This window comes from Enhygromyxa salina (genome assembly GCF_000737335.2).
GTDB lineage: Bacteria > Myxococcota_A > Polyangia > Nannocystales > Nannocystaceae > Plesiocystis > Plesiocystis salina_C.
Genome location: NZ_JMCC02000045.1, coordinates 20,727 through 44,367 on the forward strand (window position 1 = coordinate 20,727; position 23,641 = coordinate 44,367).

Consider the following 23,641-nt stretch of genomic DNA (forward strand, 5'->3'; position numbering starts at 1 on the left):
CGCGTGTCCGCGACGCGAAACCGTCCGCCCCACGCCCGCGCGGCGACCCGCGCCCGCGCGGTGGTGCTCGCGCTCACGACCCTCGCCCCCCTCGCCTGCGCTGGCGCTGGCAACTACGGTGTGGCCGGGCGCTACCAGCACCCCGAGCCGGCAGCCGCGCCTGCGCCCAGCCCCGCGTTGCTCTCGGCCCAGGTGAGCCGGTTTGGCACCGAGTCGGCGGTGAGCGAGCGCAGTCGAGAGCCCGGCAGCGTCAGCGGCCCGCCGCGCATGCTCGAGGGCGACGAGTTCAGCGAAGACCGGATCCTGCTGGTGTTCGACGAACAGCTGGACCCCATGACGATCGATCCGCGCAACTTCGCGATCATGCGCGGCGACGGCCGCCGCGTGCGACCGACCCGGGCGTTCTTGGCTCCCGCCGACGAGGGCGACGAGCACCGCAGCCTCACGCTCACCGGCAATTTTGGCGGTCCCGAGAGCCCGCCCGTCGCGATCCATGTGATCGGAGAGCTCTACAGCGAAGCCGGCGTGTCGCTCTCGGGCCTCGACGCCGAGATCACCGGCCCCACCGCGCCCGATCGCGTCGTCGCCGGCGAGCAACTCGAGCCCGATCCATCGCGGTGTCCGGGCGCCCGCCAGGTGATCCGTACCTATTGGACCGACACCCTGGCCGACGTCGGCGACGACGACCTCGCCCACATCGAGCTACGCTTGGGCGACGGCCGCGTGCTCGCGCCAACCGGGTTCGACGATCAAGCCCAGCGCGCCTCTGACGAGCCAACCCCAGGCCTCGGCCGGGCCGACGACAACGTGCTGGATCTGTGCGTCGACGCCGAGCCAGCCGTGCTCCAGGTGCGCTTCGCCGCCGCCATCTTCACCGACGCCAACGGCCTCCCCACCGCGGCCGCCGACCTCGCCCTCCCTGCCGCCACGGCCGCCCTCCCTGGCACCTGAGCCGCATTCATGGTCAACCCCAAGCGCCGCTCGATCTCGCTGCCGATCACCTTGTCGGCGGTCGCCGTCGCGCTCACGATCACGCTGCTGCTGGTGTGGATCCTGGTGATCGTCAAGAACATGGAGCTGCTGCAGGCGACCTTCGTCGGCAACGTCGCGCTGCTCGTCGGCGGCATCGTCTCGTTCCTGGCGATCATCTCGGTGCTCGTCATGTTCACCGTGTTCTTGGTCCGCGAGATCAGCGAGGGCCGGCGCCAGACCACCTTCATCGACTCGGTCACCCACGAGCTCAAGACCCCGCTGGCCTCGCTCAAGCTGGCCGCCGAGACCCTCGCGCGGCCCGAGCTCGAGGCTGATCGCCGCGAGCAGCTGCGCGTGATGATGCTGCAAGACGTGTCGCGGCTGGTGAACCTGGTCGACGGGATCCTCGACGCCAGCCGCCTGGTTGGTGGGCCCGAGGAGACCGACTATGGCGAGGTGGTCGTCGCCGATCTCATCGAGCAGGTCGCGGCCGAGAACATCCGCCGCCACTACTTGGACACCGAGATCTTCGAGTTCGATCTAGACGAAGACATGGTGCTGTTCGTGGATCCGACCGCGCTGCGCACGATCGTCTCCAACCTGATCGACAACGCGATCAAGTACTCCGACGGCGCCCCCAAGATCCACGTGCAAACGGGGCGCTCGGATGATCGCCACGTACAGATCGTCGTCACCGACGCCGGGATCGGCATCGCCAAGGGCGACCTCAAGCGGATCTTTCAGCGCTTCTACCGAGTGCCGGAAGAAGCCGTGCGCTCACGTCACGGCACCGGGCTGGGGCTGTTCGTGGTCGCCGCGCTGGTCAAGGGGCTCGGCGGCCGGATCGAGGCGAGCTCGGCTGGGCCGGGCACGGGAACGGCCATGCGAGTCGAGTTGCCCCAGCGCAAGTCGCTCAAATGAAGCTACCATCCAAGCCGATGGCCGAACCCACGCGCCTGCTCGTCGTCGAGGACGACCGCAACCTCGCCACCGGGCTCAAGCTGAACTTCGAGCTCGAGGGCTACACCGTCGACCTGGTTCACTCGATTCGCGACGCCGGCGCGCACTTGATCGAGTCGGGCAAGTACGCGGCGCTGATCCTCGACGTGATGCTGCCCGACAACGACGACGGCGGCTTCGTGCTGTGTCGCAAGCTGCGTGACGCGGGCGACTTCACGCCCGTGTTGATGCTGACCGCCCGCGACCGCACCGCCGACCGCGTGCGCGGGCTCGAGGCCGGCGCGGACGACTACCTCGTCAAGCCCTTCGAGCTCGACGAGCTGCTGGCCCGGGTTCGCTCGCTGCTGCGTCGGCGCGACTGGGAGCAGCAACAGAGCGGCGAGACCGCTCAGAAAATGCGGATCGGCGCGGTCGAGATCGACTTCGCGGCCCGCTCGGCGAGCCGCGGCGACGAAGAGATCAAGCTGACCGCGCTCGAGTACGATCTGCTCCGCTACTTCGCCGACAACCCAGGCCGCGTGCTCGACCGCCAGGAGCTGCAAGAGAAGGTCTGGAAGCTCGACAACTATCCCAACTCGCGGATGGTCGACAATTTCATCTTGCGGCTCCGCAAGCACCTCGAGCCGGATCCAAAAGAGCCGCGCTACTTCGTCTCGATTCGCGGCGCTGGCTACAAATTCATGCCGGACGCATGAGCGACGCGCGATTCATGATTACAGCAATACTGTAATATGGAGCTCGCCACAGGACTGCGCCCAATGCGCTGGCCTACATGTCGGGTGAAATCGGTGTGCTCGAGCTGATTCACTGAAAGGGTCACAGCGTCAACATAGAACGTCGTTTAGATCCACGGAGCTCATTGGAATACGCACGCTAGCTGTTCGATCGATCACATGGCTGACTTCGGCAAAATTCAGCTCAATTGAAATTGTCGGTTGCTCGACCTCGCCACTCGCTCAGGGTCAATGGGTACCGAATGGAGCTGGAGAGATGACCAACAGCGTGGACACCAAGTACCTCCCTGCCGTGATCGAATCCCGCCGTCTCGCCGCTGCACGGGCCAAGATGATCGCGGATCGACTCCACACACCGACCGGAACCCTGAGCTTCTTGCTCAACTACTTGAGCATGCGAATTGGCCCGCTGCGTCCGATCCCCGACTGGCTCGATACCAGCGCCGAAGCCTGCGAGGCCGATCATCCGGCGATCGCTGCCGAGCTGCGCGACGCGGCGGAGCTCGAGCTGCTGCATCAACGCGCGCTCAACGAAGACCTTCGCGAGATCTACAAGCACCTCGGCGGGCTCGAGGTCCAGCAGCCGCTCGACCCACGCATTGATCGCCACTCCCGGCTGCGCGGGCTGGTCCCGACCCGGTCCGAGCCGCTGCTGGTCTTGGCGATCGACCTCGAGCTCGCGGAGCTCGACCGCGTGCTGGGTCCGGCGCTGCTCGTCGCGTGTCGGCGATCGCTGGGGCCACTGCTGGATGCTTGCCGGTTCATCCGCGCTCGCATCGAAGACACCAACCCACGCATTCACGCTCGCCACGCCCGGCTGTGCGCGGTGCTGGAGTCGTACCCGCACCGCGCGCTCTCGTGGGCGGTCGTGGCGACCAACGTGACCCAGAGCTACCTCGAGGCCTTGGAGGCGTGCGCGGATCAAGCAGCCGCGCGGCGCCCGAGCGGGCCTCGCACCAGCTGGTCGCGACCTTCGTGCACTGCGCTCGAGTCCGCGTGAGCGCGAATGAGGCTGCGCGTGAACGCGTCCGCGCACCCATTGGGACACAACCAAGACAAATCGCGGCCACAACCATGACCGCCGCAACGGGGCAGGACGGCGTTTCTGAGGCAGCTTGTCGGGGCGCGCCCGTTCGTGGCGCCAACGTCTCATGGCTACCGCCCAACTCAGTTCAGTCTCGCCCGACTCAGCCTCGCCCGACAGCCCGCCGCGCACTGGCCCCGTGCGCTTGTGGATCGGGGGGCTGCCGTTCATCGCCCTGCACTTCGTCCCCTTGCTCGCGCTGCTGCCCGGCGTCCACGTGCGCCCGATCGACTGGGTGGTGTGTGGCGCCCTCTATGTGATCCGCATGTTCGGGGTCACGGGCGTGTACCACCGCTACTTCTCGCATCGCACCTACAAGACCAGCCGGTGGTTCCAGTTCGTGCTCGCGCTGCTCGCAATGTCGAGCGCACAAAAGGGCGTGCTGTGGTGGGCCGCTCATCACCGGCATCACCACAAGCACTCGGACGGGCCGCTCGACATCCACTCGCCGGTTCAAAAAGGGTTCTGGTACGCCCACGTCGGCTGGATCTTCGACGGCACAGAGGCCACCGACTACGCGAAGATCAAAGACTTCGCCCGCTACCCAGAGCTGATGTTCCTCAACAAGTTCTGGTGGATCCCGCCGACCCTGCTCGGCGTCGGCGTGTGGCTGGCCTTGGGCTGGTCGGGCCTGTTGATCGGCTTCGCCCTGAGCACGGTCCTGCTGTGGCACGGGACCTACACGATCAACTCGCTGACCCACGTGTTCGGCAAGCGCGTGTACGAGACCACCGACGACAGCCGCAACAGCTTCATCCTCGCGCTGATCACCCTGGGCGAGGGCTGGCACAACAACCACCACTACTACCAAGCCTCGACCCGCCAAGGCTTTCACTGGTGGCAGCTCGACATCACCTACGCGATGCTGCGGGTGCTGAGCATGGTCGGCCTGATCTGGGACATCCGCGAGCCGCCGGCCGCGGTGGTCGCCGGCACCTGGCGCCCGAACAAGCGCGCCGCCCAACCGGCGTCCGCGTCGGTGACCGAGCTCGACGAAGCCGCCTGAGCTCGCGGCGGACCGCGCTCGCGCCCTACGCGCTGGGCGCGGGCTCCAAACGCGGAGAATTCCGGCCAGATGAGCCGAAAACACGGCGCCGAACGGAAAACAGGGCTTGGGTGATCGGCTGGGCAGGCCTGATACTCTGACCGCCCTGCGGCCCCGAGCGCAGGCGAACACCCCGCATCACCATGGTTCGCGTCGGACAGCGACTCGGCAAGTATCGCCTCAAGCGTCGCGTGGCTCGTGGCGGGTTTGGAGACGTCTACGAGGCCTACGACACCATCGAGGGCATCTCGGTGGCGGTCAAGATCCCGCTGGGCGGGGTGGTCAAGCAAGAGAACATCGACGACTTCCGTCGTGAGGTGCGGATCACCGCCAAGCTCGACCACCCCAACATCATGCCGATCAAGAACGCCGACTTCATCGACGGCGTGTTCTCGATCGTGCAGCCGCTTGGCGACTACAGCTTGGATGATCGGATCTCCAAGCGCATCAAGTTCACGACCAAGATCGAGTACATCGAGCAGATGTTGGCCGGGCTGGCCCACGCGCACGAGCGCGGCGTGATCCACTGCGACATCAAGCCCGACAACATGATCTTGTTCGCCGAAGAGCGCCTGCGCCTCGCGGACTTCGGCATCGCCAAGTTCGCGCGCAAGACCATTCAGGGCTCGGCCTCGGGCTCGGTCGGCTACATGGCGCCCGAGCAGGCGATGGGCCGGCCCTCGGCTCGCTCGGACGTGTTCTCGGCTGGGTTGGTGATCCACCAGCTGCTGACTGGCAAGCTGCCAAAGTGGCCGTTCGGCTGGCCCTGCGAGGGCGCCGAGCGGATCAAGCGGCTGCACCCAGAGCTGCGTGAATTCGTGCGGCGCGCGATCGAGGTCGACGCCCGCATGCGCTACCGCGACGGCGTGGTGATGTACCGCGCGTTCAAGCGGCTCAAGCGAAAGTCGCTGCGGTACGCGATCGAGAAGCGAGCGCGCACCTCATGAGGATGGCGCCGCGGTGAAGGTGCACCTGTTCTTTCATGGACAGCTGCGCAGCCCGACGCTGATCCCCGTCGGTGGCGGGACGGCGGTGGTGTTCACGCGGCCGTCGCCAACCCGCGAGGACGACCCCAACGAAGACGCGGTCGGGGTGTTCGACCTGGGCCCCGACGCTGCGGTGCTCGCCGTGGCCGACGGCGTCGGCGGACACGGCCGCGGCGACGAGGCCTCGCGCGTCGCCCTCGAGGCGCTCGCCGAACAGCTCGACGAGCTCCAGCCCGAGCAAGGTGATCTGCGCGACGCGGTGATGACCGCGATCGAGCGAGCCAACACGCGCTTGGTCGCGCGCTCGCCTTCGCCGGCCACGACCCTCGTCATCGCAACGATCTCTCGTGGGCTCCTGCGCTGCTACACGGTCGGCGACTCGGAGCTGATGGTCGTCGGTCAGCGCGGCAAGCTGAAGCTGCGCACGATCCCGCACTCGCCGATCGGCTACGCCCGCGAGTCCGGGCTGCTCGACGAGGCCAGCGCCCTGATGCACGACGAGCGCCACCTGCTCTCGAACGTGGTCGGCATGCCAGGCATGCACGTGGCCGCCACGACTGGCCTGACCCTGGCCCCGCGCGACACCGTGATGCTTGGCAGCGACGGGGTGTTCGACAATTTGTACCACGACGAAATTGTCCAGCTGGTCCGCGCCGGCGAGCCCTACGCGACGGCCGAGCGAGTCGTCGCGAACTTGGCCGCGCGCATGGCTGGAGCCAGCGACGACCCCGAGATCCCGTGCAAGCCAGATGACGTGTCGTTCATCTTGTTCCGAACCCAGCCGCCAACCGCGATCACGACTCGCCGCGCCGCCGAGGCGAGCGCGCGCGTGGATCCGACGAGCGTGGACGCGGGCGCGGTCTTGGAGCCCGTCGCGACTTAATACACATACTGGTGGCGCGACCGCGCAGCGTAGAAACCTGGCCCCGGACCGTGCACGCCTGCTATTGTGGGGGTGCTAGAGCTGCGCTCTAGGCCCGGCGTACGGCCCCCGCCGTCCCGGATGGAGGAACTACAAAATGACGATTGAACTGCACAAACACCCCCCCCACCCCCACCTCGCGCTGACGCTTGGACTTGGGCTCTTGCTCAGCGTCGGCATGGCCGCGTGTGCCGACGACACCACCGTCGGGACCGAATCGTCGACCGGCGACACCACGGACACCGGCGACACGACCGGCACCACGGAGACCGGTGGCGAGGACATGGACACCGGTGACGGCGACGGCGACGGCGACGGTGACGGCGACGGCGACGGCGACGGCGACGGCGACACGGGCCCCACGGAGATCGTCGTTGGCGGTGAGGTCACCGACTTCTTCACGATGATGGGCATCGAGGCCGCCAACGTCTCGGTCAAGGACACCCCCGGGTTCGAGACCGTCAGCGGCGTGGGCGGGCTCTACGAGATCATGGGCATGCCACCCAGCACCGAGGTGTTCTTCTTGATCGACGGCAACGAGGCCGAGTATTGGGGCGGCATCCGGCCGGCGCACCTGCCCGCAGACGACATCGACGACCTGCAGCTCGGGCAGATCAGCAACCAGCTGATCGACACCCAGCTGTCGATCCTGCAGCAGCAAGACCCCACGGTGATGGCCGATGAGACCAAGGCCGTCGTCATCGTTCGCCTGCTGCAGCCAACCGCGACTGGTGCGTCGGTGACCTTTGATCCGCCGCCCCCCCCAGGCACCTCGTACGGGGTTGACGCAAACCACATGCCGCTGCTCGACAGCCCCTTGATCGACTCGTCGCTGCTGCCGTTTTGGGTCGCGTTCAACCTCGAGCCCGACGAAGCTGGCGGGGCGTACACGGTCACCGTCGACCACCCCGTGCGCGAGTGCACCGTGCTGCATCCGGTGTTCCCCACCCTTCCGCGCTACGTGACGCTGCTCGACGTCGACTGCCCGCCTCCTCCGTGATCCACGGGACAGTTCGGGCGAGAAACCCTCGCCCGAGCTAAAGACAATCGCGGCCTCACGGGCGTCTCGACTGGCGAAGTCGGGGCGCCCGTTTGCTTTCGCTCGTGTTGGCGGGCTCGGGGCCTCCGCTCGAATGCGCGATAGCGCGACCCCCGAATTGTTTGCCGGTTCGCGTCTCGGTTTTTGCGCCCTGCTCCATGCGGGTGTGCCCATATCGTAAATGGCGATGGGTCGTCTCGATATGGATACCAAGGTCATCAGCACGATGAACCCCATGGACTCGACGTGGAGGGCCGCTGGCCACAGCGATCGCTTCGCCGGGCTGGCCGGGCTGCTCGATCATCTGGGGCGCTATGTGCTGCTCGATCGCCTGGGCGGCGGCGCGTTCGGGACGGTGTGGACGGCCTACGATCCGCAACTCGACCGGCGCGTGGCGATCAAGATCGTCCACAGCCGGGCGCGGCGCGAGACCACAGCCGACGCGGCCCGCGACGAGCTGCTGTCAGAGGCGCAGCTGCTGGCTCAGCTCTCGCATCCCAACGTCGTCACCATTCACGACGCCGGCCGGCTCGAAGACGCAATGGGCTCAATGTCCAACATCAAGGCGCTCGTCGGCGAGGACCTCGAGGAGGTCGAGCGATGCTTTCAAAGAGCGGACCCGAACCCAGACCCGGACCAAGACGGCGCGGTCGGGGTGTTCATCGTCATGGAGCACCTCGCCGGTCCCACGCTGGCCGAGTGGCTGGTCGCCGAGCCGCCCCCGGCCCTCGAGGATATCCTGCGCGTGTTTGGTGAGGCCGGGCGGGGGCTCGCGGCCGCTCACGCGCGCGGGCTCGTGCACCTGGACTTCAAGCCCGCCAACTTGATGTTCGGCGCCGATGGCCGGGTCCGCGTGCTCGACTTTGGGCTCGCGCGCGTGGGTCGACGGCTGCGCGGCAAAGGCCGCAACTCCGGTCGATCCCGGGTGGCAGGCACCCCCGCGTACATGGCCCCGGAGCAACACCAGGGGCTGCTCGCGGACAGCCGGGCGGATCAGTACGCTTTTTGTGTGTCGTTGTGGGAGGCCGTGTACGGCGAGCGCCCCTTCGATCGCGACGACAGCAAGAGCGTGTTCATCGCGAAGTTCGCGGGTCCCCCGAGCTTCACCTCGCTGCCGCCCGAGTTCGCCCACGTCCACGCGGCGCTCGAGCGTGGCTTGGCCTTCGATCCCGAGCGGCGCTTCGCGAGCATGGACGAGCTGCTGGCCGTGCTCCGAGACGACCCACGCCAGCGGCGGCGCAGCCGGATCGCCGCGCTCGCCTTGGTTGGGGGGCTGGTCGGCGCGGGCTTTGGTCTGGCCCAGGCCGCGCAGGGCCAGACCAACCCGTGCGCGCTGCCGCCTGATCAGTTCGCCGGGGTCTGGGACAACGAGCGCCGCGCGGAGGTCGAGGCCGCGTTCGAGGCGACGGGGGTCGCGTTCGCGGCGGACACCTTCGACCAAGTTGCGACGGGGTTGGATCAAGAGATCGCGCACTGGTCCGTGGTCCGCCAAGAGGTCTGCCGCGCGACCGTGGTCAACGCCGAGGTCCCGGTCGAGCGCATGAGCGAGCAGATGCTGTGCCTGGATCGCCGCTTGCGCGCGATCGCGGGGCTCAGCGAGACCCTGCTCGTGGCCGATGCCGAGATCGTCGCGCGAGCCCGGGACTCGGTCTTGTCGCTCGAAGATCCAGACCGCTGCCGGGCCGACCCGCGGCAGGATCGAGGCGTGCTGTTCGACCCTGCCCGGCTCGCGCTGTTTGGCGTCGAGGATGCGCTGGCGCGCTCCCGCGTGCTCGGGGAGCTTGGCCGCTACGACGCCGGGCTCGAGTCTGCCGAGCAGGCGAGAACTCGCGCGACCGAGCTGGGCGACGAGGGTGGGATCGGTCGGGCGCAGCGTGAACGCGGGTACCTGTTGCGCGAGCTTGGCCGCCACGACGAAGCCCGCGACGCGAGCCGGGCGGCGCTCGCCAGCGCGGCGCGGCGCCAGGATCGTGAGCTCGAGACCACGGTCCTCGTCGATCTGATCGCAACCGAGACGGCGCGCGGCGACTTCGATCGGGCGCTGGCGATCCGCGAGCTGCTCGAGCCGCGGATCGACGCGGCGCGCACCCCCGAGCTGGCCGTTCGTGTCCACCTGAACGCGGCGGCGATGCACGATCGTCAACAACGTTGGGACCAGGCGCTGGCCGAGCTCGACGCCGCGACCGCGCTGTTCGATGCGCGGCATGTCAGCTCCCCCGCCTTGCGCGGCCAGGTCTACGTCAGCTACGGCAACGTGTTGGTCGGCTCGAGCCGCGACCTCGACGGCGGCGCCGCAGCGTATCTGCAGGCGATCGAGCTGTGGACCGACACCTACGGCGACCACCACCCGCTGATCGCCAAGACCCGCATGAACCTGAGCGTCGTGTACTTTCGGCTGCACGAGTACGCCCGCGCGATCGAGCTGCTCGAGTCGGCGCTGGCCCAGATTCAACAGGTCTACGGCGCCGATCACCCCTACGTCAGCGTCTGCATCCAAAACCTCGGCGCGCTGCGCTGGGCGACCGGTGAATTTCATGAGGCCATCGCCCACACCCGCGAGAGCTTGCGGCTGAGCGCGATCAAGCGGGGGATCGATCACCCCGACCACGCAACGGCCGAGCGCAACCTGGCCGCTCTGCTGACGATCGTCGGTGAGCACCGCGAGGCCCGGCCGCTGTTCGAGCACGCGTTGAGCGTGTACGAGAACAGCTACGATCTGCACGACAGCCGCCGGATGGCCTTGGATTCCCAGATGGCGGAGGTCGCGTGGTGGCTGGGCGAGTACGAGCTCGCGCGCACCCACGCGGCGCAGGCCGAGCTGGCGCTCGCGCAGGCCGAGCCAACCGAGCGGCGCCGAATTGGCCCGCTGTCGGCGCTCGCGCTGCTCGAGCTGCACGAGGGCAAGCTCGAGGCCGCCCACGCCCACGCCCGCGAGCTCGTCAACTTTCATGAGACCGCGCTCGACCAGAGCAGCCCGGACCTGGCGCGGGAGCGCGTGCTGTTGGCCAAGATCTCGCGCGAGCTGGGTCTGCGCGACGAGGCCCGCGAGCAGCTCGCGCTGGCGCTGGCGAAGCTCACCCGACCTGATCACAGCGAGCACCCGTTCGCGTGGGCGGTCCGGCTCGAGATGGGGCGCCTCGCCCTCGACGAAGGCCAGCGCGCGCTGGCGATCAAGCAGATGGAGGCCGCGCTGAGCTTGGCGCGCGGCCCCGAGGGCGCGCCGGTCCACGCCGCGATCGTCGAGCTCGCGCTCGCGGACGCGCTCGCGGGCGACCCAGGGACGCGGCGCGTTCGACTGCGCGAGCATGGCCGCACGACGCTGGCAGACTACGGTGTCCGCCCGGACCTGCTGACGCCCTGAGGAGCCCGGCGTCGTTTGTTCGTGGGTGGAGTAGCATGCCCGCGTGTACTCGAGCGCAGGTCCTGTGATGGTGCCGGTGTCCCTTGCTGTCGCGCTGCTGGGCTGCGCGCGTTCGATCGGGCCCGCGCACGCTCAGTTGCCGGCGCCCTCGGAGGGGCCGCCAACGACGATCGTCGAGGCCGACCTCCGCGCGAGCGAGCTCGCTACCCCGGAAATTGGCAGCGTCATGCCGCTTCACGCGGGCCGCGTGCTGCTCTCGACCGACGGCCGCCCCCACTGGGGGATGGGTCCGGCGCTGTACTCCGACTCTAGCCGCTATCACGAGAAGTGGCAGATCGAGCGTGCTGCGGACCCGACGGCGCTGCCGCCCGAGCTCCGCAAGTTCGCAGGGGCAACGCTCGATCTCTACGGTCCGGGTGGTCGGGTGTGCACCGTCAAGATCGACGCGCTGACGGTCGAAGCCCACCTCTCGATGCAGTACATCGATGGCCAGTACGAGCTGCTCGACGACACCGCGCTGTGGCAGGCGCTGTCGAACGAAGCAGACTACGAGGTCGCGATTCTGGTCGTTGGCAGCTTTGCCGCCGATCCCCGCTGCGCGACCGCGGTGTGGGCCCGCGACGCGAGCCTGCCGGCCCCCGAGGTGCTCGTCCTCGCTCCCGTCGAAGATCACGCCGCGCTGCTGGCCGACGAGCAACGCCGCGCGCTCGAGTCCGACGCAGGGATCGAGTTTACCCGCGCATATCAGTCTTACGTCGTGAACCCCGAGTATGCGGAGGACGCCGAGCCGTGGTCGAGTGTGTCCGCGGGGCGTCGACAGGTGTGGGTCGACTCGGCCGGCGCCGCGCGCTTCGTGGCCTTTAGTTTTGGCGAGTACAGGTTCGCGCCGTGTCACTGGCTAGGCCCGGTCCATGGCCATGTCCGGCAGATCGATGAGGACCGCGACACCGAGGCAGACACGTCGCCCAATCCGCTGCCCGTCGCTGTGTTCGACGCGAACGGCGACGGGGACTACGAGTTCCTGTTCATCGAAGACAGCGGCGAGTTCGATCTCGTCCACGTCATCAGCGCCACGCGTTCCCTGCGGATGGAGTTCACGCTCCCCGACAACTCGCATGTGTGGTGCTGACCTCAACGCGGGTCAGCCATCGCCGCGCCATCGCCGCTAGAAGCCCTCCCCACGGGCTGGTAGGCTCCTCCACGCGTGTCGCCGAACCCGCTGCCTCGACGCTCAACGGGAGTACACGTCCAGCTTGCTCGAGTCCCTCGACACCGCCGACGGCGAGTCGCTCCGGGACATCGCGGCGGTGACCGCCGAGCTGCCCCGGGCGTCGAGCTGCGAGTCCGACCTGCGCGCGCAGGGTGACTTTGATCGGTCCTCGCAAGAGCAGGTCGCCGAGGCTCGACGCCAGCTGATGCGCGCCCACGGCCGCGCCGACGCTGGGGACGACGCGGCGGCGCGCTCGATCGTCGTAGCGACCCTCGCCCAGGAGGCCGTCGAGGCGTCGCTTCGCCGCCGCCACCTACCGCCCTCCAAGCTCCCCGGCTTCGGCAGCTCGCCAACCGGCTAGGCGCCCCAGCCAGCCCCGTCCGTCCGAGCTCTGGAGCGAACGTTGGCGAGCGCCGTCTAAGCCGTGTTGCCCAGGACCCCCAACTGAGTCGGGCGTGGTCCACCTCGCAACCTGAGTGACCTCCTGGCTGGCGGGCCGAGTCAGTGGAAGCACAGTTCGCCCTCGTCCTCCCTAACCGTAGGAGGTGGCGTGCCGTGCTCAGCTGTCCTCCTGAAGGAGGAATAGTTTGACAATATGTTGATCAAGCCGAACGGCAATACCCCTGAAGAACTCATTGATCCCCATCGCTTTCTTGAGGTCGACGGCTTTTGTTCGACCATGAGCTATTCCGTTTCGAAGATTGCGGTATTTTGTATAGTTTGTGCTTTCGTCACCTGTTAAGTCAAAAAGAAGCGCGGAGCTGAGGATGTCGGGCACATCGACCGATTTCAAGTTTTTGACCTTTTGGGTCAGTTCCGCAACAGCGAAAGGGACTAACAGTGTACCTGGCAAGGGGTAGCCGTTTGAGGCAAGAGTTTGGTGTAAAACCCTGTTCCGTTGACTCTGGCCTGGCTCATAGGGCCCTCGAAGTTTCCGTGTTGCTCGCAACACTTCGTGGCTGTTCTCAGCTGTCTGGAGACTGGACAAAATCCGTTCTTTGGCTTTCCTGGACCACCCTGGTTGAGGCCCACCACTATCTCCTCCTTTGGCGGGAGGATTATGGAAAGCAATGATCTCCCCGAGCACGTCGACAATGTATGCCTCAAAGTATGAAAATGTGGACAGCACAAGGTATTTTCCGAGGCTCTTCTTGTATGACTGCTTGATCTCTCGCAGTCGTTCATGTGACTCTGGACTTAATTTTGCCCATGGGAGATCGGGCATCGGAATGTTCATCGGCTTCTCGTCCGGCTTACGTTCAACCGCCTTCATGTAGGCGCACAGGGCCGGGACGGAGTGTGTAACGAGTATCACGAAATCGATCGCTTCTTGGGTGTTGGACTTCAGAGGGAGATATGATTTTGTGTGTGCGATCACGATGGCATCTATGGCTAGTTGTTGACAGTCTGGGGGGGGGTATTGTACCGTGAACAGACACGAGCCTCAAGTGTATGGTGCACGCCTCTTTTCACAGGGGTCTTCAAACGAAGCCCTCTGTGAAAAGAGGAGGGCCAGGTTCGAATCCTGGGGGCTCATTTCAGCGATTTGGTTGGGTTGGAGTAGGGCCCGAGAGGGCCCTGACAAGTTTTCGAAGATCCAGCAACTCCCCCCCTCGAAGAGCCCTCCACGTGGCGACGCTGTGCCGGGACACGCCCCCAAGACCCCCCCCGAGTACAACTGCTTGGCGGCGTGGCTAGGCTATGAGACCCGTCGCGCGGGCGGGGAAGCGCCGAAGCCTTACCAACACCTCGAGTCGTTCCGCGAGGTCGACGCGCGCGTCCGCTTCTTGGTTTTCTTGCTCACTTTGGTTCCCATTTTCCCTCATGTTCGGTGTCCACCAAAGTGGGGGAGGTTCAAACCACATCGCCACCGCCAGCAACGACCAAACCGCCCGCTTGTAGGACATCCCTTCCGGCAAGCTCATCTCCACCCTCGAAGGTCATACTGACTCCGTGGCCGCGGTTGCGTTCTCGCCCGACGGCAACCTCATCGCCACCGCCAGCAAGGACCAAACCGCTCGCTTGTGGGACGTCGCTTCCGGCAAGCTCATCTCTACCCTCGAAGGTCATTCCGGCTTCGTGCTCGCGGTCGCGTTCTCGCCCGATGGCAACCACATTGCCGCTGGCCAGGGCCAGACCGTCACCCTCTGGCCCATGCCGGAGTTGGCCGTCGAACTCGCCTGCGAGCGCGCCCGTAAGTTCGGCAGCTACCCCCGAGTCGCCAAGATCTGCGGCCTCTGACTTGGCCCGCTCGGAGGACGACGCGCTGCCTCGCGTCGGTCGGATCCCGTCGCAGCGTGTGCTGCAGGCGTGCTGTGACCCTGCACCACCGCGCCACACTGGCCGGGACGCGCCGGGATCAACGAAAACACAATCATTCCGACGGGATGCGGGCCAAAGCCGCGCCATCATTGCGGTTCTCCGCACCCCGTCGGACGTTCTTCCAGTACGCCCGGTACAGGTGCGTTTCGGCTCCTCAATCTCGACGAAAATCCCGGCGCGAGGCGACGCGATGCATTGCACCACGGGCTCCTAGCCTCTCATAGTCAGCCGGTCGCGGCGGGTGCTTCGTCCTCGTAGCCAAGGTTGGGCCCGAGCCAGCGCTCGATCTCCGTAACGCTCATGCGCTTGCGCTTGGCGTAGTCCTCGACCTGATCGAGGGCGATCTTACCCAGCGTGAAATACCGGCTGTCCGGGTGACCCAGGTAGATGCCGCTGACGCTCGCGCCCGGCGTCATCGCAAAGCTCTCGGTCAGCGCGATGCCCTGCTCGGGCGCGTCCAACAGCGCGAACAGCTTGGCCTTCTCGGTGTGATCCGGGCAGGCCGGGTAACCAAACGCCGGCCGGATCCCGCGGTAGCCCTCGGCGATCCGCTGTTCGTTGCTCATCCGCTCGTCGGGCGCGTACCAGCTGCGGCGCGCTCGCTCGTGGAGCAGCTCGGCGTAGGCCTCGGCGAGCCGATCCGCGAGCGCCTTGACCATGATCGATCGGTAGTCGTCGAGCGCGTCGGCGTACTCGGCTGCGATCGCGTCGGCGTGGATCCCCGCCGTACACGCGAACGCCCCGACGTGGTCGACCAAGCCGCTGTCGATCGGCGCGACGAAGTCCGCGAGCGAGCGATAGACCTTGGCCTCGCCCTCCTTGCCCCCGCGCTGCTGCTGCTGCCGCAGCATGCAAAACCGGGTCAGCTCGCGCTCGCCGACGGCGTCGGGCTGCCACAGCACGATGTCATCACCGTCCGAGTTGGCCGGCCAAAACCCCTGAACCGCGCGCAGGCCCAGCTTGTCGCTGCGGATCAGCTCGGCGAGCAGCTCCTTGCCGTGGGCGAACAGCTCCCGCGCCGCCTCGCCGTACTTCTCGTGCTGGAGGATCTTGGGGTAGACGCCGCGCAGATCCCAAGCGGTAAAGAAGAAGGTCCAGTCGATGTACTCGGCGACCTGGGCCAGGCTGACGTCGGTGATCACCTGGCGGCCGATCGCGCGCGGCGTCGCCAGATCCTCAGGCAAGAACTCGAGCTTGGGCGCGCTGCGGCGGGCCCGAACCAGGGGCGTGAGCGGGTTTTGGCGCTTGCGCTTGTGCAGCTCGCGGAGCTCCTGTTGCTCCTCGCGATTGCGAATGTCCATGGCCCGGCGGCGATCCACATCGAGCAGATCCGAGACGACGTTGACGACCCGCGAGGCGTCGAGCACGTGCACGGTTGGCTGCTCGAAGCAGGGCGCGACCTTGACCGCGGTGTGCTGCCGGCTGGTGGTCGCGCCGCCGATCAGCAGGGGCAACTCGAACTTCTGCCGCTGCATCTCTTTGGCCACGTGGACCATCTCGTCCAAGCTTGGCGTGATCAAACCCGAGAGCCCGATCATGTCGACGCCGTGCTCGCGCGCGCTGTCCAAAATCGTCTGCGCGCTGACCATGACGCCAAGATCGATGACCTCGTAGTTGTTGCAGCGCAGCACCACCGCGACGATGTTCTTGCCGATGTCGTGGACGTCGCCCTTGACCGTGGCCAGCACGATCTTGCCCGCGGGCTCGAGCTTGCCGCCGTCTTGCTCGGCCTCCATGAACGGCATCAGGTAGGCCACGGCCCGCTTCATGACCCGCGCGCTCTTGACCACCTGCGGCAGGAACATCTTGCCGGATCCAAACAGATCACCGACGACCCGCATGCCGTCCATGAGCGGGCCTTCAATGACCTCGAGCGGGCGCGCGAAGGTCTGGCGGGCCTCTTCGGTGTCGGCCTCGATGTAGTCGGTGATCCCCCGGACCAGCGCGTGCTCGATCCGCTTGGCCACGCCCTGCTCGCGCCAGGTCTCGTCGAGCACGTTGGACTTCTTCTTGCCCTTGAAGCGCTCGGCGAGCTCGATCAGCCGATCGGTGGCGTCCTCGCGCCGGACGAACAACACGTCTTCAACGCGCTCGCGCAGCTCGGGCTCGATGTTCTCGTAGACCTCGAGCTGCCCGGCGTTGACGATGCCCATGTCGAGCCCGGCCTTGATCGCGTGGAACAAGAACGCCGAGTGCATGGCCTCGCGGACCGGATCATTGCCGCGAAACGAGAACGAGAGGTTGGAGATCCCGCCGCTGATCCGCACCCCCGGGCACGCGGCCTTGATCAGCTTGGCGCCCTCGATGAACTCGAGCGCGAAGCGATCGTGCTCGGGGATCCCGGTAGCGATCGCCAGCACGTTGGGGTCGAAGATGATGTCGTGGGGATCAAAACCAAGCGTGCCGGTCAGCAGGTCATAGGCGCGCTTGCAGATCTCTAGCTTGCGCGCGGCGGTGTCGGCCTGGCCCTGCTCGTCGAAGGCCATGACCACGACGGCGGCCCCGTGGCGCTTGACGACCGTCGCCTTGGCCAAGAAGTCCGCCTCGCCCTCTTTGAGCGAGATCGAGTTGACGATCGCCTTGCCCTGCACGCACTCGAGCCCAGCGGTGATCACCGACCACTTGGAGCTGTCGATCATGATCGGGACCCGGGCAACCTCGGGCTCGGAGCCGATCAGGTTCAAGAAGGTGCGCATGACCTGCTCCGAGTCGAGCATGCCCTCGTCCATGTTGACGTCGATGATGTTGGCGCCGTTGCGGACCTGCGAGATCGCCACGTTGAGCGCGCGGTCGTAGTCGTTGGCGCGGATCAGCTTGGCGAACTTGGCCGAGCCGGTCACGTTGGTGCGCTCGCCGATCATCACAAAGCCGGTGTCGCGGCCGATCGTCAGGGGCTCGAGGCCGGAGTAGTAGGACTCGTTGCGCAGCACGATCGAGTCACTCGAGCGATCCGGCAGGCGTCGCGGCGCGAGCCCGCGGACCAACGCCGCGATCGCCGACACGTGCATGGGCGTGGTCCCGCAGCAGCCACCGACGATGTTGACCAGCCCGCTGTCGGCGAACTCGTGCAGCTCGGCCGCGGTCTGCTCGGGCAGCTCGTCGTACTCACCAAACGCGTTGGGCAGGCCGGCGTTGGGGTAGCAAGACACCGCGCAGTCGGCCAGCTCGGCCAGCTCCGACACGTAGGGGCGCATCGCCGCGGCCCCGAGCGCGCAGTTGAGGCCCACGCTGATCGGCCGGGCGTGGGTGACCGAGCGCCAGAACGCCTCCATGGTCTGGCCCGACAAGATCCGCCCGCTGCGATCGGTGACGGTGCCCGAGATCATGATCGGCACTTCGTCGCCGGTCGCGTCGAACACGTCGAACGCGGCCATGATCGCGGCCTTGACGTTGAGCGTGTCGATGATCGTCTCGAACAACAACACGTCGACGCCGCCCTCGAGCAGCCCGTGGATCTGCTCGACGTACGCGGCCCGCAGGGTCTTGTAGTCGATCGCGCGATAGGCTGGATCCTCGACGTCGGGCGAGAGCGAGAGCGTGCGGTTGGTCGGCCCGATCGCGCCCGCCACAAACCGTGGGCGCTCCTGGGTCCAGCACGCGTCGGCGACCTCGCGGGCGAGCCGGGCCGACTCGCGGCTGAGTTCGCGGGCCAGGGTCTCGAGCCCGTAGTCGGCCTGGGCGATCGAGGTCGAGGTGAAGCTGTTGGTCTCGACGATGTCGGCGCCCGCGTCAAAGTAGGTCTTGTGGGCGGCGCGGACGATGTCGGGGCGGGTCAGCGAGAGCAGATCGTTGTTGCCGATCAGCGGGCGCTCGTGGCTGGCAAAGCGCTCGCCACGATAGTCCGCCTCGACCAGGTTGTGGCCTTGCAAGAGCGTGCCCATTGCCCCATCGAGCATCACGATGCGCTTGTCGAGCAGGTCGCGGAGCGTGGCGATTCGGTCGAGTCGTGCTGGAATTCGAGTAGTCACGGGGTTGTCTCAGGGCTTGCGCGCGAACGCGGTGATGACTTGAAAGTAGGGCTTGCGGCGCTCACGAGAGCTGGGCTCGCACTGCTCGATGCGCAGCTCCGCCGCGTGCAACATCGCCTCGAGCTCGGCGGCCGCGAACCCGAGGTTGAGGTGGTCGTAGGCCTGCGCGATCGTCTGGTGCTCGTGGTTGGCGAGGGTCACGACCGCCAGCGCGCCGCCGGGCGCGAGCACCCGCGCGGCCTCGCGGATCGCCAGCTGTGGCCGCGCCGAGTAGGTCAGCGTGTGCAGCAGCAAGACCGCGTTGAAGCTGCCTGCCTGGAACGGGAGATCGTGCATGTCGCCGACGTGAAAGTCGACGTTCTCGAACCGCTCGAGCCGCCGCTTGGCGGCTGCAATCACCCGCTCGCTCAGATCCAAGCAGGCCACGCGATCGGCCCGGGGCGCGAGCAACTCGGCGTTGACGCCGTCGCCCGAGCCAATGTCGAGCACCGAGCCCAAGCGCAAGAAGCCCAAGAGCCCGCGGGCGGTCGCCTCCCACGTGCGCCCGGGCGAGTAGTGCCGCTCCATCTGCCCCGCGACCTCGTCGGGCCAGCGCAGCCGCGACGTGCGGGCCGCGAGCGCGGCCTCGCGGCGGCGTTGATCCTTGACGAGCTGGCGATCATCGAGCCGGCCGTGGACCAGCTTCCACAGCTCGCTGGCCGAGCCGCTCATGTTGTCGGCGTCGAGGCCGTAGAAGCTGGAGCTGCCGTCACGACGATCGCGGACCAGGCTCGCGTCCTTGAGCTTGCGCAGGTGGGTCGACACGCGCGACTGCGGGAGGTCGGTGATCCGCGTCAGCTCGGCGACGCTCAGCTCGGCCTCGGCGAGCAACGACAACAGCCGCACGCGGGTTGGATCAGCGAGGACCGAGAGTAGGTCCACGGTCTGGGTCAGGTCGGGCATCCGGGCGAGGTGGGAGATCGATATCCGGCCATCATGATATCCGAATATTCGGCGATAACTAGGCCTCGAATGGGCCCAACAGGATCGCGCAAATGTCGCACGCTGAGCACACAGGGTCGTGCGCTCATCGCTCATGATTGGTGGCTGACGGGACGCCGCTGGACGCGCCAGACGGCACTTGTCGCGGCGCGAGGGTCTAAACGAACCCCACGCCAAAGCTGATCGAGCGACGCTTGCGATCTTCGGGAAACCGCCACCGCTTGATCCGCCGCACCGTACACGCGCTCAATTTCGCAACCCCGAGCTCGTCGACCGCGATGTCGACCCATTCGACGCTGCCGTTGCGGCGCAGATCAACCTCGAACAACAGCGATCCCGCGACCCCAGGGTGCTCGCTGGCGATCTCGTCCCAGCAGTCTTGCAGCTCGGACATGTTGGCCACGATCACGGCCTGCCGCGCGGCGGCGCCCGGGTCGGGCCCGTGCGCGCAGCCGCCCAAAGTCGCCACCACCAGCGTGAGCGCGAACGCCCGGCTCACTCGCGCAGCCCGAGCACATCGAACATGTCGTAGAGCCCGGGCGGCTGGGTGGCCGCCCATCGTGCGGCCCGCAGCGCCCCGCGGGCGAAGATCGCCCGATCCCCGGCCCGGTGAGTCAGCTCGATCCGCTCGCCTTCACCCAGGAACATCAGGGTGTGCTCGCCGGGCGAGTCGCCACCACGCAGCGCGACCACGCCGATCTCTTGTTTCTCGCGGGCGCGCCGAAGCGACGCGCGGTCCGTCATCGCAACCTCGGAGAACTTGCGCCCGCTCGCGTCGGCCACGGCCTTGCCGATGCGCAGGGCGGTGCCCGAGGGTGAGTCGCGCTTGAACCGGTGATGCAGCTCGAACAGCTCGGCCTCCCAGTCGGGACCAAGCGCGGCGGCGGCCTCGCCTGCGAGCTGCAGCAACAAGGTCACACCGACCGAGAAGTTGGCGGCGTACACGATTGGGATCGACTCGCCAGCTTCGACGAGCAGCTTGTCGTCTTCCTCGCTGAGCCCGGTGGTGCCGATGATCAGCGGGATCCCCTGCTCGACGCAGGCGCGGATCCGGGCCTCGGTCGCGTTGGGCAGCGAGAAGTCGACGACGACGCTGCCGCGCCGGGGCTTGAGGTCATCGGTGACCAGCACGCCAATCTCGGGGCCACCCGCGAGCCGCCCCGCGTCTTGACCGATGCCCGGGCCGCCCGAACGATCGACGCAGGCACCGAGGGTCATGTCCTCCGAGTCCATGACCTCGCGGATGAGCGCCGTCCCCATGCGCCCGCGGGCGCCTACGATGATGATCGAGAGCATGCGTTGGTTCATGATTCCTCTGGTTGTCGGAGTCGAAGAGCGAGAGAGAGAGAAAAAATCAGTCGAGCAGCGCGAGCTCGCGCAGGCACGCACGCAGCCCCGACGCCAGCTCCCCTTCTAGGTTGAGCGGGCGCAGCGGAGAGCGAACGTCCAGCCCAGACAGCCCGAGCATGTGCATGGCCGCCTTGACGGCGATCGGGTTGGGATCGCTGAACAGCAGCCGGGTCAGGCGCAGCTGGCGAAAGTGCAGCGCCCGCGCCTCGTCGAGCTTGCCGGCGCAGAACAGATCGTAGAGCGAGACCAACAGCGCGGGCGCGGGGTTGGACACCACCGAGATCACGCCGTCGCCGCCAGTTGCCAAGAACGGCAGCAGCGTGAAGTCGTCGCCCGACATCAGGGCAAAGTCCGGGCCGCACAGCTCGCGCAGCTGGGCGGCGACGTGCAGATCACCCGTGGCGTCCTTGATGCCGACGATGTTCTCGTGCTGGGCCAGGTGCGCCACGGTGGCCGGCAGCATGTTGGTGACCGTGCGGCCGGGCACGTTGTAGAGGATGATCGGCAGCGCGACGGCGTCGGCGATCGCTTCGAAGTGGCGGATCAGCCCGTCTTGCGGGGGCTTGTTGTAGTAGGGCACGACCTGCAAGGTCGCGCTCACGCCCAGCTCCTTGCACGCGCGCGCGAGCTCGATCGCCTCGCGGGTCGCGTTGGAGCCGGCGCCGGCGAGCACGGGCACGCGCCCCGCGACCGCTCGGGTGACGACCTCGACCACATGGATGTGCTCGGCGTGCGACATCGTCGCGGCCTCGCCCGTGGTCCCACATGGCACCAGGCCGTGGACCCCCGCTTCGATCTGGGCCTCGACCAGGCGCGTCAGGGCCTGGTCGTTGATCCGACCGTCGGGCCCCATCGGGGTGACGAGCGCCGTGAACACGCCGCGGAAGTGCTTGTCCGCCATTGATCGCCGACGGTAGCAAATGCGCGAGCCTTGCCCAAGGGGCCGAGATTCGGGTCTGGTAACCGGCGCGGACCAGGGAACATCCGCGTCGATGGACTTCGGTGCTGGCCCCCGATAGCTTCGCTGTGGATCCGGTCCTGGGATCCGCCGCCACCTGCACATGCGCGTGCTCGACTTCTCGACCGTTCCCGCGGCCCACGCACCCGGTGGGCTCTCGCCGCTGCCGGCTGGTACGGCTGCGTGCCTTGGCGCGTTCGACGGGATGCATCGCGGGCACCAGGGCTTGATCGCGCGGGCCCGCACGCTCGGGTCCGAGGTCGCGGTCGTGACCTTCGAGCCGCGACCGTCCGAGGTGCTGGCGCGGCCCGGGGCGACGCGCAGTGCCCCGCCGCGCTTGCAGACCCCCGGCCAGCGCGAGCACGTGTGCCGCGAGCTGGGCGTCGACACCCTGGTGATCCTGCGCTTCGACGTTGGGGTCTCGCGCTTGTCACCGGGGGAATTCGTCGAGCAATTTCTGCTGCAGGGCCTGCGCCCGGCCGCAGTGGTGGTTGGCTATGACTTCCGGTTTGGGGCCAAGCGGGCGGGCGGACCTGCGGAGCTGAAAGCCCTGCTCGCGCCGGCTGGCATCGAGGTCAGCGTGGTCGAGAAGATCACCGCGGCAGCCGGCCCGCTCGCGGGTGAAAAGCTGGGCTCGACGGCGGTCCGCGAGCTGGTCGCGGCCGGTGAGGTCGCGCAGGCGGCCGGGGTGCTCGGCCGCCTGTACGCGGTGGCAGGCAAGGTCGAGCACGGCGCGGCGCGTGGGCGGGCGCTGGGCTACCCAACCGCGAACGTGGCCAGCAGCTCGCTGCACCCCAAGGGCGGCGTCTATGCCTGCTTCTTGACCCTGCTCGACGCCGACGGGTCCCACGAGCTGCAGAGTTGGCCGGCGGTCGCCAACCTGGGCACCAACCCGACTTTTGAGGACGCGGGTGAGGGCGCCAACCCAAGCACGCTCGAGGTCCACGCGCTCGACGTCGACCTTGGCGCCAGCCTCTACGATCGCGCGGTCGAGGTCTCGTTTGTGGCGCGGCTGCGCGACGAGCAGCGCTTCGCCAGCGTCAACGACCTGCGCGAGGCGATCGCCGCTGACATCGAGCGCGCGCGACCGCTGCTGACCCCCGCCGCGGCCGCGCGACGCCACGCCACCCGCGTCGAGCCCGAGTCGGCTCCCGACAAGGCGGGCGTGCAGGCCAAGCGCATTGGAGGCGGGCGATGAAGGATCCCTTGGCCGAAGACCACGGCCTCGCCTCGCCCACGCTCGCGCAGGTGTATCTGGCCCAAGGCCACGTCGAGCACGCGCGCACCACCTGCAAGCAAGTGCTCGAGCACGACGCGACCAACGGCTACGCGCTCGCGCTGCTCGAGCGGCTGCGACCCGTCGAGACCGCCACGCTGAGCGTGCGGTTCTGCGCGAGCTCGGCGACCGGCGTCGACCTTGGCGCGGGCCAACTCGAGTTTGACTGGTCCGTGCCCGACAGCCTGCTCGAGCTCCCGGGCATGCCTGACAACACCCGGCTCGACGTCGTGTTCGCGATCGCGGCCCTGCGCGACGCCAGCCGCGGCGTGGGCCCGGCGCTGCGCTACAGCTCGGTCCGATGCCTGGACCCCAGCGGGACCCACCGGCTCGACGCGCCGCTCGGCCCGGCCTCGGCGGCCGTGATGTTGGTGCTGAGCCCCGGTCCGCGTCGGCCCAAAACGCTGCTCTCCGGTCACACGCGGCGCCCGCCCGCGCGGGTGCTGGCGGTGGCCGAGCCGCTGAGCTGGTGA

Annotated in this window: 20 protein-coding genes; 14 read left to right on the forward strand and 6 right to left on the reverse strand. The window is 67.5% G+C overall.

Going from position 1 to position 23,641, the window contains the following annotated elements:
* Nucleotides 1-3 precede the first annotated feature (3 nt).
* The 11 genes from DB30_RS18245 (at nt 4) to DB30_RS18295 (ending at nt 12,674) form a co-directional block, all read left to right on the forward strand.
* Nucleotides 4-951, forward strand: a complete 948-nt coding sequence (locus DB30_RS18245; RefSeq protein WP_146659462.1) for a hypothetical protein — start codon at nt 4-6, stop codon at nt 949-951.
* A 9-nt stretch (nt 952-960) separates the two neighbouring features.
* The gene (locus DB30_RS18250; protein WP_052550665.1) at nt 961-1,893 is read left to right on the forward strand and encodes a sensor histidine kinase; all 933 of its coding nucleotides are present in this window, start codon (nt 961-963) and stop codon (nt 1,891-1,893) included.
* Nucleotides 1,894-1,910: 17 nt separating this feature from the next.
* Nucleotides 1,911-2,627 (forward strand): response regulator transcription factor, encoded by a 717-nt coding sequence (locus tag DB30_RS18255; protein WP_052550736.1) that lies wholly within the window; start codon nt 1,911-1,913, stop codon nt 2,625-2,627.
* Nucleotides 2,628-2,922: 295 nt separating this feature from the next.
* Nucleotides 2,923-3,666: a hypothetical protein gene (locus tag DB30_RS18260; protein WP_052550667.1), complete on the forward strand. Its 744-nt coding sequence runs from the start codon at nt 2,923-2,925 to the stop codon at nt 3,664-3,666.
* A gap of 223 nt (nt 3,667-3,889) precedes the next feature.
* Nucleotides 3,890-4,756, forward strand: a complete 867-nt coding sequence (locus tag DB30_RS18265; protein WP_052550669.1) for an acyl-CoA desaturase — start codon at nt 3,890-3,892, stop codon at nt 4,754-4,756.
* Nucleotides 4,757-4,938: 182 nt separating this feature from the next.
* Complete coding sequence (locus tag DB30_RS18270; protein ID WP_052550671.1) at nt 4,939-5,742, forward strand: serine/threonine-protein kinase; 804 nt, start codon at nt 4,939-4,941, stop codon at nt 5,740-5,742.
* A gap of 13 nt (nt 5,743-5,755) precedes the next feature.
* A complete protein-coding gene (locus DB30_RS18275) occupies nt 5,756-6,664 on the forward strand; it encodes a PP2C family protein-serine/threonine phosphatase (RefSeq protein WP_052550673.1) in 909 nt (302 codons plus the stop codon).
* A gap of 136 nt (nt 6,665-6,800) precedes the next feature.
* On the forward strand, nt 6,801-7,703 hold the full coding sequence (locus tag DB30_RS18280; protein WP_146659468.1) for a hypothetical protein: 903 nt from the start codon (nt 6,801-6,803) through the stop codon (nt 7,701-7,703).
* A 226-nt stretch (nt 7,704-7,929) separates the two neighbouring features.
* The gene (locus tag DB30_RS18285) at nt 7,930-11,103 is read left to right on the forward strand and encodes a serine/threonine-protein kinase (protein ID WP_165703830.1); all 3,174 of its coding nucleotides are present in this window, start codon (nt 7,930-7,932) and stop codon (nt 11,101-11,103) included.
* Between the two features lie 76 nt (nt 11,104-11,179).
* The gene (locus DB30_RS18290) at nt 11,180-12,232 is read left to right on the forward strand and encodes a hypothetical protein (RefSeq protein ID WP_146659472.1); all 1,053 of its coding nucleotides are present in this window, start codon (nt 11,180-11,182) and stop codon (nt 12,230-12,232) included.
* A gap of 124 nt (nt 12,233-12,356) precedes the next feature.
* The gene (locus tag DB30_RS18295; RefSeq protein ID WP_052550680.1) at nt 12,357-12,674 is read left to right on the forward strand and encodes a hypothetical protein; all 318 of its coding nucleotides are present in this window, start codon (nt 12,357-12,359) and stop codon (nt 12,672-12,674) included.
* A gap of 198 nt (nt 12,675-12,872) precedes the next feature.
* Here DB30_RS18295 and DB30_RS18300 read toward each other — a convergent pair whose 3' ends face one another.
* Nucleotides 12,873-13,691 (reverse strand): HEPN domain-containing protein, encoded by an 819-nt coding sequence (locus DB30_RS18300; protein ID WP_146659474.1) that lies wholly within the window; start codon nt 13,689-13,691, stop codon nt 12,873-12,875.
* Nucleotides 13,692-14,236: 545 nt separating this feature from the next.
* Between DB30_RS18300 and DB30_RS18305 the strand changes: the two genes are divergently transcribed.
* Nucleotides 14,237-14,554 (forward strand): WD40 repeat domain-containing protein, encoded by a 318-nt coding sequence (locus tag DB30_RS18305; RefSeq protein WP_276204366.1) that lies wholly within the window; start codon nt 14,237-14,239, stop codon nt 14,552-14,554.
* A gap of 305 nt (nt 14,555-14,859) precedes the next feature.
* On the opposite strand, the gene metH is transcribed toward DB30_RS18305, so the two are convergent.
* The 5 genes from metH to dapA all read right to left on the reverse strand — a co-directional run bounded on the left by metH (nt 14,860) and on the right by dapA (nt 21,835).
* Nucleotides 14,860-18,603, reverse strand: a complete 3,744-nt coding sequence (gene metH, locus DB30_RS18310; RefSeq protein ID WP_276204365.1) for a methionine synthase — start codon at nt 18,601-18,603, stop codon at nt 14,860-14,862.
* A 9-nt stretch (nt 18,604-18,612) separates the two neighbouring features.
* Nucleotides 18,613-19,545, reverse strand: a complete 933-nt coding sequence (locus tag DB30_RS18315) for an ArsR/SmtB family transcription factor (RefSeq protein WP_052550686.1) — start codon at nt 19,543-19,545, stop codon at nt 18,613-18,615.
* 196 nt (nt 19,546-19,741) lie between these two features.
* On the reverse strand, nt 19,742-20,083 hold the full coding sequence (locus tag DB30_RS18320) for an AgmX/PglI C-terminal domain-containing protein (protein WP_052550688.1): 342 nt from the start codon (nt 20,081-20,083) through the stop codon (nt 19,742-19,744).
* The gene (gene dapB, locus DB30_RS18325) at nt 20,080-20,892 is read right to left on the reverse strand and encodes a 4-hydroxy-tetrahydrodipicolinate reductase (RefSeq protein WP_205633019.1); all 813 of its coding nucleotides are present in this window, start codon (nt 20,890-20,892) and stop codon (nt 20,080-20,082) included. Before dapB ends, DB30_RS18320 begins: the two co-directional genes overlap by 4 nt.
* Before the next feature lie 46 nt (nt 20,893-20,938).
* Nucleotides 20,939-21,835, reverse strand: a complete 897-nt coding sequence (gene dapA, locus DB30_RS18330; protein ID WP_052550689.1) for a 4-hydroxy-tetrahydrodipicolinate synthase — start codon at nt 21,833-21,835, stop codon at nt 20,939-20,941.
* Between the two features lie 160 nt (nt 21,836-21,995).
* Here dapA and ribF point away from each other — a divergent pair, with 160 nt between their 5' ends.
* Both ribF and DB30_RS18340 read left to right on the forward strand, forming a co-directional pair.
* Nucleotides 21,996-23,090, forward strand: coding sequence for a riboflavin biosynthesis protein RibF (ribF, locus tag DB30_RS18335; protein WP_052550691.1), 1,095 nt, complete (start codon nt 21,996-21,998; stop codon nt 23,088-23,090).
* Nucleotides 23,087-23,641, forward strand: a complete 555-nt coding sequence (locus tag DB30_RS18340; RefSeq protein WP_052550694.1) for a tetratricopeptide repeat protein — start codon at nt 23,087-23,089, stop codon at nt 23,639-23,641. Before ribF ends, DB30_RS18340 begins: the two co-directional genes overlap by 4 nt.

Bases quoted from the DNA above. Each gene is read 5' to 3' on its own strand.
- DB30_RS18250 (WP_052550665.1), top strand. From the start codon at position 961: ATGGTCAACCCCAAGCGCCGCTCGATCTCGCTGCCGATCACCTTGTCG.
- DB30_RS18255 (WP_052550736.1), top strand. From the start codon at position 1,911: ATGGCCGAACCCACGCGCCTGCTCGTCGTCGAGGACGACCGCAACCTC.
- DB30_RS18260 (WP_052550667.1), top strand. From the start codon at position 2,923: ATGACCAACAGCGTGGACACCAAGTACCTCCCTGCCGTGATCGAATCC.
- DB30_RS18270 (WP_052550671.1), top strand. From the start codon at position 4,939: ATGGTTCGCGTCGGACAGCGACTCGGCAAGTATCGCCTCAAGCGTCGC.
- DB30_RS18280 (WP_146659468.1), top strand. From the start codon at position 6,801: ATGACGATTGAACTGCACAAACACCCCCCCCACCCCCACCTCGCGCTG.
- DB30_RS18285 (WP_165703830.1), top strand. From the start codon at position 7,930: ATGGGTCGTCTCGATATGGATACCAAGGTCATCAGCACGATGAACCCC.
- DB30_RS18315 (WP_052550686.1), bottom strand. From the start codon at position 19,545: ATGCCCGACCTGACCCAGACCGTGGACCTACTCTCGGTCCTCGCTGAT.
- dapB (WP_205633019.1), bottom strand. From the start codon at position 20,892: ATGAACCAACGCATGCTCTCGATCATCATCGTAGGCGCCCGCGGGCGC.
- dapA (WP_052550689.1), bottom strand. From the start codon at position 21,835: ATGGCGGACAAGCACTTCCGCGGCGTGTTCACGGCGCTCGTCACCCCG.
- ribF (WP_052550691.1), top strand. From the start codon at position 21,996: ATGCGCGTGCTCGACTTCTCGACCGTTCCCGCGGCCCACGCACCCGGT.
- DB30_RS18340 (WP_052550694.1), top strand. From the start codon at position 23,087: ATGAAGGATCCCTTGGCCGAAGACCACGGCCTCGCCTCGCCCACGCTC.